General features: G+C 57.3%; 12 protein-coding genes. 5 read left to right on the plus strand and 7 right to left on the minus strand.

The genetic code is table 11. The features are described from left to right. Window positions 1–143 precede the first annotated feature (143 nt). The 5 genes from Q675_RS22650 to Q675_RS22670 all read right to left on the minus strand — a co-directional run bounded on the left by Q675_RS22650 (window position 144) and on the right by Q675_RS22670 (window position 6,349). Window positions 144–1,589, minus strand: coding sequence for a sigma-54-dependent transcriptional regulator (locus tag Q675_RS22650; RefSeq protein ID WP_023010601.1), 1,446 nt, complete (start codon window positions 1,587–1,589; stop codon window positions 144–146). Between the two features lie 23 nt (window positions 1,590–1,612). Next, entirely contained in the window at window positions 1,613–2,848 is a 1,236-nt protein-coding gene (locus Q675_RS22655; protein ID WP_023010602.1) for a sensor histidine kinase, read from the minus strand. Between the two features lie 213 nt (window positions 2,849–3,061). Beyond that, window positions 3,062–4,510, minus strand: a complete 1,449-nt coding sequence (locus Q675_RS22660; protein ID WP_011785475.1) for a sigma-54 dependent transcriptional regulator — start codon at window positions 4,508–4,510, stop codon at window positions 3,062–3,064. 70 nt (window positions 4,511–4,580) lie between these two features. After that, the gene (locus tag Q675_RS22665) at window positions 4,581–4,910 is read right to left on the minus strand and encodes a hypothetical protein (RefSeq protein WP_023009853.1); all 330 of its coding nucleotides are present in this window, start codon (window positions 4,908–4,910) and stop codon (window positions 4,581–4,583) included. An 80-nt stretch (window positions 4,911–4,990) separates the two neighbouring features. Beyond that, a complete protein-coding gene (locus Q675_RS22670) occupies window positions 4,991–6,349 on the minus strand; it encodes a DUF1329 domain-containing protein (RefSeq protein ID WP_023009852.1) in 1,359 nt (452 codons plus the stop codon). Between the two features lie 219 nt (window positions 6,350–6,568). Here Q675_RS22670 and Q675_RS22675 point away from each other — a divergent pair, with 219 nt between their 5' ends. Both Q675_RS22675 and Q675_RS22680 read left to right on the plus strand, forming a co-directional pair. Beyond that, the gene (locus Q675_RS22675; protein WP_023010603.1) at window positions 6,569–7,051 is read left to right on the plus strand and encodes a DUF6586 family protein; all 483 of its coding nucleotides are present in this window, start codon (window positions 6,569–6,571) and stop codon (window positions 7,049–7,051) included. A gap of 57 nt (window positions 7,052–7,108) precedes the next feature. Continuing rightward, on the plus strand, window positions 7,109–7,369 hold the full coding sequence (locus Q675_RS22680; protein WP_011785479.1) for a hypothetical protein: 261 nt from the start codon (window positions 7,109–7,111) through the stop codon (window positions 7,367–7,369). 7 nt (window positions 7,370–7,376) lie between these two features. On the opposite strand, the gene Q675_RS22685 is transcribed toward Q675_RS22680, so the two are convergent. Together Q675_RS22685 and lexA are read right to left on the minus strand one after the other, a co-directional pair. Then, complete coding sequence (locus Q675_RS22685; RefSeq protein ID WP_014421027.1) at window positions 7,377–7,871, minus strand: cell division inhibitor SulA; 495 nt, start codon at window positions 7,869–7,871, stop codon at window positions 7,377–7,379. A 39-nt stretch (window positions 7,872–7,910) separates the two neighbouring features. Then, window positions 7,911–8,522, minus strand: coding sequence for a transcriptional repressor LexA (lexA, locus tag Q675_RS0119020; protein WP_031210455.1), 612 nt, complete (start codon window positions 8,520–8,522; stop codon window positions 7,911–7,913). A 166-nt stretch (window positions 8,523–8,688) separates the two neighbouring features. Between lexA and Q675_RS22690 the strand changes: the two genes are divergently transcribed. The 3 genes from Q675_RS22690 to Q675_RS22700 are packed head-to-tail and all read left to right on the plus strand — an operon-like array spanning window position 8,689 to window position 11,115. After that, window positions 8,689–9,690 carry an amidoligase family protein gene (locus Q675_RS22690; protein WP_022991632.1) on the plus strand — a complete coding sequence of 334 codons (1,002 nt, stop codon included), beginning with the start codon at window positions 8,689–8,691 and terminating at the stop codon, window positions 9,688–9,690. Beyond that, window positions 9,683–10,420: a gamma-glutamyl-gamma-aminobutyrate hydrolase family protein gene (locus Q675_RS22695; protein WP_031210454.1), complete on the plus strand. Its 738-nt coding sequence runs from the start codon at window positions 9,683–9,685 to the stop codon at window positions 10,418–10,420. The genes Q675_RS22690 and Q675_RS22695 overlap by 8 nt, the downstream gene beginning before the upstream one ends. 11 nt (window positions 10,421–10,431) lie before the next feature. Continuing rightward, window positions 10,432–11,115 (plus strand): SIMPL domain-containing protein, encoded by a 684-nt coding sequence (locus Q675_RS22700; protein ID WP_023009851.1) that lies wholly within the window; start codon window positions 10,432–10,434, stop codon window positions 11,113–11,115. Window positions 11,116–11,123 lie beyond the last annotated feature (8 nt).

Raw genomic sequence — 11,123 nt, forward strand, 5'->3', positions numbered from 1 at the left:
CATTGCACAGCGGAAGGCGTCTGCGCGACAAAGAATTGACAGGGATGAAACCAGACCGAAAAAGAAGACCAGGCAGGCAAGTAAAAAAACGGCACCCCGAAGGGTGCCCGAAGGAGTATAAGGTCGACAACAAAGGCCCTGACTCAGGCCATGGCCAGCTCCGCATCAAGATCGATACCGGCATCTCGCATCTGGGCCAGTTTGTAACGAAGCGTTCGCGGGCTGATGCCCAGTTGCTCCGCGGCCCGGTTGCGCCTGCCACGCTCTTTCTTGAGGGTCTGGATAATAATACGGAACTCCTGTTGGCGCAGATCATCTCCGAGTGAGCCAATCGCCTCATCAGCCGCTGAATCCGCTTCCAGCCCCGCCTCGGGGTCTGGCAAGTCGGCCGCTGGGACCTCAATGGATCTGGCGGAAATGGCGGGCTCGGCGGGTGCACCAAAGTCAGCGGCACCGGTAATCCCAAGCTCCAGACAAAGATCGCCGGCATGGATTACATTACCCTGATGCAACACCAGCGCCCGCTGAATGGCATTGTCCAGTTCCCGGACATTACCCGGCCAGGCATGAGCCATCAGTGCCTTACGGGCATCCTCGGCCAGGGTGATGCCGGTCAGCTTCATCTTGCGGCAATGCTTTTTCAACAGTGAACGGGCGAGGGGCAGAATATCCAGCGGCCGCTCCCGCAGGGGCTGCCACCGCATCGGAAACACCGTCAATCGATAATAAAGGTCTTCGCGGAACTTGCCCTCGCGCACGTAGTCCGCCAGATCACGGTTTGTGGTCGCCAGCACACGAACATCCAGCTGAATGGTCTTGCGACCACCGACGCGCTCCACTTCCCGCTCCTGCAACACTCGCAGCAGCTTGGACTGCAAACCAAGATCCATTTCGGAAATCTCGTCCAACAGGATGGTTCCGCCATTGGCCTGCTCGAATTTACCTGGGGAGGCTGCAACGGCACCCGTGAATGCACCTTTCTCGTGACCGAACAGAATGGCTTCCAGCATATTCTCCGGAATAGCGGCACAGTTGATCGCGACAAACGGCTCATCCGCTCGGGGTGACTGCTGATGGATATAGCGGGCCAACACTTCTTTACCGGTACCACTCTCACCGGAAATCATCACTGTGGAATCGCTGGCCGCCACTTTCGCGGCCAACTGGAACATGCGTTTGCTGACCGGATCCTCAGCCACCGGCTCATCGCCAGCCTTCTGGCGGCTTCCGCCCACGACCCGACTGACCGCTTCCACCAGAACCTGAGGCTCAAACGGCTTGACCAGATAATCGATGGCACCAGATTGCATGGCAGACACCGCGTGGCTGATCTGGCCGTACGCGGTAATCAGCATCATGGGCAGCCCCGGATACAAGCGCTGAACTTCCGCCAACAACTCATGGCCGGACATGCCGGGCATATTGACATCGCTGACCACCATATCGACCGGCGCCCGGGCCAGGCTTGCCAGCGCATCTTCAGCGCTGGCCGCTTCCCGCACCTGGAATTTCGCCAGTTCCAGCGTCGTTACCAAAGCTTCGCGCAGGTCGTGGTCATCTTCCACAATCAGAATCTGGGCCTTTGCCATGCTATGCACCTCCAACCTGTTCTTTAAAACCGGGCTGTCAGAATAGGCAGCCGAACTATCGCGTCGGCGCCTTGCTGTCCGGGGGATGAAATCGAAAACTCGCCCTGATGGGCCTTGACCACAGCCTGCACCACGGCCAGCCCGAGGCCGGTGCCATGGGACTTGGTGGTGTAGAAGGCTTCCATAATCCGACCTGCCTCACCAGGCTCGAACCCGGGTCCATTATCGGAAACCCGGATTTCCAGGCGGCCAGAGGTAGCGGAAACGACGATTGAAACGTCGGCTGCCCCCGCCTCCAGACTGTTATTCACAAGATTGGTACAGGCGCCGACCAGGGCATCGCGATTGCACATCAGCCGGCAAGGCGCCTGCACCTGGTTGTCCAGGGTCACCTGCACACCTGGCGCAAGCTTGAGTCCATCAACAGCAGACTCGAGCGCTTCCACCAGGCGCGACGAATCCAGCTCTTCCGCCAGTCGGGTTTCACCGCGGGCGAAGATCAACATGTCGCGAACCTGCTGTTCCAGATGGGTCAGGCGGGACATCAGCCGGGAAGCGCAACGTTGACGTAGCTCCTCATCGAGATCCGGCTGGCTCAGATGACCACCATAGAGGATGGCGGCGGACAGCGGTGTGCGAATCTGGTGGGCCAGGGACGCAACCATCTTACCCATGGCAGAGAGGCGCTGGGCATGAGCCAGTTGCGACTGGAGCTGGCGCGTTTCAGTCAGATCGGTCAGCAGGATCAACTGACCCGGCTGATTCTCCATGGTACGGATCTCAATGCTGACCCGGCGACCATCCTTCAGGGACACCTCATGGCCATCATCGTTACGGGGCGCGAAACAGCGGCGGATAACGTCAATCCAGCGCTCGCCCTCAAGCGGTTCGCCCAGCAAGGCAATGGCGGCCGGGTTGCTCTGGCTGACAGTGCCATGTTTGTCCAGCACCACCACACCCGCAGGCAGGGCATTGAGCAAGGTAGACAGGCGATCTGCCAGCTGCTCTTTCTGCTCCAGCTCCTGCTGGCGCTGTCGCGATTCATAAGACAGCTCACCGGACAGCTGGTTCACCCGAGACTCGAGTGTGCGATAGGAATCGGTAATCTGGCGAGACATGCGATTGAACAGTTCCAGCGCAGAATCTACAGCCTCATCGTCCTGCTGTGGAAACAGTGCTGTCACCTTGTCGTTGACATCAGCCGCAGCGTTGGCATCCGGGTGGTGGCGGGACTCCATAACGACATGTGCGTGGCTCATAACCTTTCCCCCTGACAGGCCCGGCGGGGCCATCAATACTTTTGTTCGGAAAGGTTAAAGCTAACAACGTGCCAATTAGGATTTATTGTTTATTTTCAAACAGTAACGAAATCAACGATACCCAGGGTGACGAATTACCGTCGGCCAGAAACAACAATGGCGTCGCAGGTTACAAACCTTTGACGCCACCTTTTACCAGCCACCCCGGTGTCATCAGGCTTCTTCTGAGTCGTCCCTCAGACCATACTTTCGCACTTTCTCCACCAGCGTCGTGCGCCGTATCCGCAGCTTCTCGGCGGCGCGGGCGACTACGCCGCTGGCTTCATCGAGAGCCTGCTGAATCAATTGCTTTTCGAGATTGGAGAGATAATCCTTCAGATCAATGCCGTTCACCGGCAGCAACGCTGGCGCATCCAACCCCACCAGCCCTGGTATGGAAGAGGGCATACCGGAATCCTCTACCGGGCGATTCTCGTCGTAATCATCCACATAGCGGAACTTCTTCGGCAATTCCTGCACTCCGATCACGCCATAGGGATGCATGATGGCAAGACGCTCCACGAGGTTCGCCAGCTCACGGACATTGCCCGGCCAATCATGACGACACAGGCTCATGATGGCCGCCGAGTTCATCCGCAATGAACCACGCTTCTCTTTTTCCATCCGGGAAATCAGCTCGTTGATCAGCAGTGGAATGTCTTCGACTCGCTCCCGGAGTGCCGGCATTTCGATGGGGAACACGTTCAGCCGGTAGTACAGATCCTCCCGGAAATCACCGGATTCAATCATGTCCTCAAGATGCTTGTGGGTCGCCGCAATCACCCGTACGTCAGCGGTCTGGGTGCGGTTACTGCCCACTTTTTCAAAGGTGCGTTCCTGCAGTACCCGCAGTATCTTCACCTGCATGTTCAGGGGCATATCGCCAATTTCATCCAGGAACAAGGTGCCGCCTTCCGCCATCTCAAAGCGCCCTACCCTCGCCGTAATGGCACCGGTAAACGCGCCTTTCTCATGGCCAAAGAGCTCGCTCTCCAGCAGCTCTGCCGGAATAGCACCACAGTTCACCGGCACGAAGGGCTTATCGCGGCGGGAAGAATGGTAATGCAGATTGCGAGCAACCACTTCCTTCCCAGTACCGGACTCTCCGGTAATCAGCACGCTCACATCCTTGTCGGCCACCTGCTCCATCAACTGGCGCACTTGCTGGACTTTACGACTGGTTCCCACAAGGCTGCGGAACAGCTGCACACCACGCTGCTGGCCGCGCTGCTGGTTGCGGCTGAATTGGTCCCGATAGATCTGTGCGCGGTACAGGGAATCCACGAACTTGGTGTAGTTCAGCGGCCATTCCATCCGCGCAATCACTCGTGCCGCATCGTCCTCTGACAAACCCTTGAGCTCAGGGTCGCCAACCAGCAACACTGGTACACCGGTCATGGCCCGGCACACCTGCTCTATGGCGGAACAGGCGCCGGATTCGGTGCCGTTGACGACCGCTACCGAAACACTATCCCAGGCCTGATCATCGTCACTCGCCAAAAGCGCCAAAGCCTCGTCGCCGGAAATCACCTGCTCTTCACCGACAAACTCCAGAATGGTGACCAGATCTCGCCGCCTGGTTTCATCCTCACTCAGCACCAGCACTTTGTTATTTTTGGACATTCACAGGAATCTCTTCATGGATTTGTGCGGTATTTAAGACCGTATGCCGGCCCGAGTCAATTTTATGACGCTATCTTTGACGATTCGAGGAGACGTTCTGATAGGTTTTGGCGGCGTTACGGTTCTGGCTGACCCCCTTCAACGAGGCTTTCGCCTCGTCGCGGGCCTTCACAGCGGCAGCATCAGCCTCGGCCACAAAACGATTCAGCGCTTCCAGTCGCTCTCGCACCAGTGCGGCATCAATTCGGCCCTGCTCGAGTTCAGCCATCAACGGTTCCACCGTCGGTCGGACCCGGGCATTAAGCTGGCCCAAGCGTTCCCAATCCTGGTTGTCCAGGGCCAGGGTTAATTCGTTTTGAAGCTGATCCAGATCGGAAAGGAGGTTTTCAGGGTTGGCCATTGGCAATCTCCGGGGTCTGCGGGACAGACTGGCCAACGAAAGGGCGCCACCGGAAACGATGGCGCCCCGCAAGCGGACGGTTAACGCCGTGCAGCGCGACGGGCCGCAGAGGCGGTAAACTCGTTACCACGATACCCCGGCGCGAAATCATAGGCGGGGTAACCATTGTCCAGACCATCAATGTAATAACGGTTTGCCTTCAGATCATACGTCATTTCCATGGTGGTCCAGAAGACCGGCTCGCTGTAGTAACTGATATTGTGAGCCTCGGAAACGCGCCATAGCTCGCCCTTCTCGTTGTACTCCTCAGAAACCAGAATCTGCCAGCTATCTTCGTCAATGTAGAACACACGGCGCTCATAAATGTGGCCGATACCGGTACGACGCTTGGCCTCTACCACCCACACCCGATGCAGCTCATAGCGAGCAAGACTCTGGTTGATGTGGTTGGGGCGGATGACGTCCTCAGGGCGAACACTGGAATCGTGAAGCTTGTATCCGTTGTAGGGAACCAGCAGCTCCCGTTTACCTTTGAGTTCCCAGTCATACTGGTTTGGAGCGCCGTTATACATATCTTTTTGGTCTACCGAACGCAGAGAGGACGAATTCGGCAGGTCTGTCTCGTAGGCCAGGTTCGGAGACCGGCGCAGGCGTCGGGAGCCGGCGTCATAACGCCATGCAAGGCGAGGTGAACGAACCTGATCCAGAGTCTCGTGCACCAGGGTGATGGTGCCCGCCAGCGTGGTTGGGGCGATCGTCTCGGTTTTCAGGTAGAAGATCTTGTTGTCGATATCGGCAAGATCCGCGCCTACCTGACTGTACGCGAAGAAATAATCATAGTGATTGACCACCGGGTTGAAGGAACCGTCTTCCTGAGGGGTGGCTGAAGCACTACGGAAGGACACTTCCTCACCACGATACCGGAGAATGTGGTTCCAGATCGCTTCCAGACCATTCTGTGGAATGGGGAACGGGCTGGTCATGATGGTGTCTCTTACCCCGTTTCCATTATCCAGCAGCTCGGCGGTCAGGGCATTCTGGCGAAACTTCTCGTATACATGTTCGGGAAACGCCGCTGTCCGACGGGTTTCATACACCGGCATGAAAAATGCCGGGCCATATTGCTCCAGCATCCGGATGTGGCCGTCCGACAACTTATCCCGGTAAAGATCAAGGTTATCCCCCGTCACCACATACAGGGCGTCATCGCCAGGGAACGGATTGATTTCTACAGACCCCTCGCGCCAATTCGCCGGTGGCGTGGCAAGCCCGCCATCCCAGGCTGGAATGGTGCCCGCCGCGTTGCCCGCGCGCTCGGCACCAACCGGTGTCAGCTCATTGTTCAGGCGCGCGGCTTCAGCCTGTGTTACCTTTGCCAGCAGCGGACTGGACGCCCCCATAACAGCAACTGCGATGGCAGCAATAAATCGGTTTCGCATCCTCAACCTCCAGCGTGAGTCACATGAGTGGTCAATACTCACCCAATTTGACGCTCTTTGTGCCAGTTTCAAACGCCCGTTTCAAGTGGTTGTTTGTAGTTTCTTGTGACAAGAGCATTTCCACAAAGCGGATAGAGCGAGAAATAAACAGCCAAAAATGATAAACTCCCAAAGTTTTACCGGCCCTGTTTCTCTGGTTTTTCGTTCGCAGGTTTCCTCATGGCATCACAATGGCACACCCTGGTTTCGCAAAAGCTGTTTCTGGCCAAAACGTTACTAGTCCGGGTTGAACAAGACGAAGCGGCGACTGCGCCAGAACGAGAAGCCCAACTGCAAGGTGCCATTGAGTTGTTGCTGCGGGCTCGCGGACTCCTGCTGGTAATGATTGCCCGATGTCACCAGAACAAGGTCGACAGACCGGCCTCCATTGACGAGCTGGAGGCGCTGTTTCCCTATGCGATTGCGGAAGGCGGGATGTTGAAGGAACTGGCTGAAACACCAGGCAGCTGGTGGCAACAGCTGAATCAGTTGGAGGCTGCCGCTGGAGAACCGCCCAAGACACGGAAAACCGTGACGGAAGAAAACATCATTGCGGTTTCGGCGGATCAGGGGCCAGATCGGTCCATTCAGGCTCTGAACAAGATACTGGCTGCCATGACCGTATTGACCAGAGAGATATACGAGCAACACAGCGAGTGGTAATCCGCCTGCCGGAGCCAATCCATTAACATACGCTGACAGCAGATATAGGTTGAATGAATGTCACCTTCGTTTTTTGAAATTGTACAACTCGCCGACGGCGACTACGCGCTTCGCCGGATTGATGACGACGCAGCTCCACTTGTGCGCATCTCATTCTCTGACGAGGCCAGAGAAATGCTGGAAGACCGGGACATGAACGTCGCCAAGGCGATGATTGCCGCTGGCATCGAGGCCGCTGGCAACATCAGCCACGACATTGACTGGGAAGAGGACGAAGGCGAGTTCGCCGACAATCAGCCCCACTACACCTTGCATTGAGCACCCGTTATCTCTGGCGCAACACCACACCGTGGCTATTACCCTTGGCAGATGCCTTTTGCAAGGTTTCCAGCGCTGCACGGCCCAGCTTGTGAGTCCAGAGCACAACGGCATGGCAGGTGCCTGCGCCCAGCGCTCGCTCAGCCAACTCTTGTGCCGGGAATTCTGCCGTTGACCGCAACACAAGAATCTCACTGGCCACAATGCCGTGCATTTTCTGCCACTTGGCCACCAGGGACTGGGGAGGATCAATCCACGCCAGCCAACGTTTCTCCTGGTTGAGTTGTGTGAGCATTGGCAGCAGCAACTGGAAATTCTCCACCTGCTCCTCCGGAAGAATAATCTCGGTAACATTGCCACCGAAGCCAGACGCTGAACGTCGCTCCGAACCGGACGCTGCTGCCCTGGCCGCCGGTGCCCTTTGGCCAGAGGAAACCGCGCCAGCCGCAACAACAGCTGCCGGCTGAAATGCCATGTTCTGAGTGAAGCTCAACTGTTCCATTACTCACCTACCTGCGCCATGCGCTGCCGAATACGGTATTCAGTGAAGATCGGAGCGGCGGATAACGCCTACGCCGAGACCTTCAATAAACAATTCCTGCTCCGCGAGATCGACTTCAATCGGAGCAAACTCCTCATTCTCTGCAATCAGCCAGACCTTGTTGCCTTCCCTGCGGAAACGCTTGACGGTGACCTCCTCTCCGACACGAGCGACAACAATCTGACCGTTATGGACATCCTGGGTACTGTGCACCGCCAGTAAGTCACCATCCAGAATCCCGATGTCTTTCATGCTCATCCCCCGTACCCGCAAAAGGTAATCTGCTGAAGGAGAGAAGAAGCCCGGCTGCAGCGTGCAGTGATCTTCAATATGTTCCTGCGCCAGAATCGGGCTGCCGGCGGCAACCTGCCCGATGACAGGGAGGCCCAGATCCTCTTCGGCCTCCGGCAAGCGAATGCCCCGGCTGGCCCCCGGGACCATCTCTATGGCGCCCTTCCTTGCCAGAGCCCTCAGATGTTCTTCCGCCGCGTTGGCGGAACGGAATCCCAGCTCTGCGGCAATTTCAGCCCTGGTGGGCGGGTAGCCGGTTTCATCCACGTAACGTCGGATAATGTCCAGCACCTGGGATTGTCTTGCGGTCAGTTTCATCAGTCGGGCTCCGGAATTTCGATCCTGTTTTTTTATACAGTGAACTGACTATATACAGTGTTTTATCCAGTGTAAAGCCCTCTACGTTTCGTTTCCTTCCTGTAACGGGCGACCAACAGCCTGTATGTTATGGTGACGCAAACCAGACACAGGGAAGCCACACACAACCATGACCGCACACGACCGCTGCAAGATGCCGGAACAAACGACAAACCGGGACGGCCAGGAACGAAAAGTCGGGGTTGAGATTGAACTGTCCGGCCTGACCTACGAGGCCCTGGTCCAGCATGCCGCCCGATTGCTTGGGGGCGAGCCGGAGCTGACATCCCGTTATGTCACCCGACTGGATACGGACGCCGGAGCATTCACCATTGAGCTGGACTCTGATCCTATCAAAGACCTGGATCTTGCCGACGAGCGGCTCCCGGAATCCATTCGGGAACTCGGCAACCACGCCATGGACGTCATTGATTTTGCCGCCGAGAAGATTGTGCCGTTAGAGATTGTGGGGCCACCGCTCGCAATGTCGGCTCTGGGCATGATCGAAAATCTGGTAGACGAACTGCGAGACCTGGGTGCTGAAGGCAGCCGGGAGGCCATCTATTTTGCGTTCGGGCTTCAACTTAACCCGGAACTGCCCGATCTTGAACCAGAGACCCTGGTACGTTACCTGCAGGCGTTCGCACTGCTGTATGACTGGCTCAAGTCCCGGCATCAGCTGGATATCAGCCGGAAGTTCACCACCTACATCGAGCCCTGGAGCAGCCGCTACACAGACAAGCTGATGGCGGACGATTACCGTCCTGACCTGGACACACTGATGAGGGACTATCTGCACTACAACCCTACCCGGAACAAGGCATTGGATCTTCTGCCACTGTTCGCTCATCTGAACGAATCGCTGTTGTCCGAATACGTTCAGGACCCCAGGATCAAAAGTCGTCCTACTCTGCACTACCGGCTGCCGGATTGTGATATCGACAATCCCAATTGGCACTTCTCCACAGTCTGGAACGATTGGGTAGTGCTGGAGCAGCTTGCCAACAACCGTCAGGATCTTGATGCCCTGCGGGGCGAATTCCACGACTCCCGGAAGTTCAGCTTCCGCAATCTCACCCGCTCCTGGCGTGAGACCACCGATGAATGGCTGCATCAGCACGGTTATGTCTGACTGGGAAAGCGAAACGGACATCCCCGGCCTCACCATCGGCATCAGTGGCCCGGCCCGGCGAAGTATGGCCCATCGGCTGATCAGCCTGGGCCTGCGCCTGCATGGCGCCAGAACACACTACATCCGCCCGGGCGACCGTACCAACGTCGAACTACTGGACGGGCTGGTACTCTCGGGCGGCACCCACGTGCATCCGGGCCGCTATGGTCAACAACCCCAGGTGACGGCCAGGTATGACCTGAAACGGGATGCTACCGACACCGAGCTTCTCCGCCAGGCGGAGGCGATTAACATTCCGGTGCTGGGTATCTGCCGCGGTGCACAGTTTATCAACGTCTTTCACGGCGGGTCCCTGTGCCAGAACGTTACCCCGTTGCGGGTACATACCCGACATCGACCTTTGTTATTACCCCTCCAAACGGTTCGCCTGGTCCGGGACAGCCGTCTGGGAGGCCTGATGTACAGCCACGTGATTGGCGCCAACCGCATTCACAGCCAGGCCATCAAGCGCCTTGGACAGAATCTCAGAGTGACGGCCGTGGACAACGACCTGTTTGTGCAGGCCATCGAAAACACCGGCCGACAATGGTTGATGGGAGTGCAATGGCACCCCGAATACCTGCTTTACCACACCGGGCACCGTCGCATCTTCAGCCACTTTGTGCACGCTGCCCGGGCCCGGAAACTGGAACGACTGGATAACCGGGAAGGCCAGGAGTTCCACTCATAAGGAGAATGACCATGATCAAACGTCGACTGCCACTTGCGCTCGCCGCCGCCGTCACCGTAATACCCGCGGCAGCCAGTGCCGGAGAAGTGAGCCTGAGTGGCGAAGGTATTGTTCGTTACGAACCAGACAGCGCCAGACTACAGTTCTCGGTCACGGCCGAGCACCCGGATGCCGCAAAGGCCTCTGAACAGGTGTCCGACACCATGGACGAGTGGCGCCAGGCCATTGCGGCCTATCGTAATGAGCTGGACGACTATTCTGATGCCGATCTCAGCGTTTACACTCGCATGCTTCCTGTACGGGAACAAGGCCAGGATCCGAAGCGAGTATCGGTGGCAAGCCAGACCGTCAGCTTCTCGATCAACGATCTGGATCTGCTGAATCCGTTGATTGGTGAAGCCAACAAGCTGGGGCTGCAATATCATCTTGGCAGCCACCAGTTTTTCCACTCAGACGAGCAGGGGCTGGAACGCGAGGCTCTGGCAAGGGCCATCGCCGATGCCAGAAGCCGCTGCGAGTTTGTCGCCAAGCAACTCGAGCAACGTTGTGGCGAAGTGGTCAGTCTGAATGTGAATGGCGGCCATCGTCCGGTACCGATGATGCAAGCGGAATCGAAAATGGTCGGTGACGCCGTTTCAAGCGTGGGCCCCAGGGAAATCCAGGCCACCGTCAGCGCCACCTTCGAGCTGGACTGACCTGGCCA

Origin of the sequence: Marinobacter sp. EN3 (genome assembly GCF_000475315.1) — a bacterium.
Taxonomy (GTDB): domain Bacteria; phylum Pseudomonadota; class Gammaproteobacteria; order Pseudomonadales; family Oleiphilaceae; genus Marinobacter; species Marinobacter nauticus.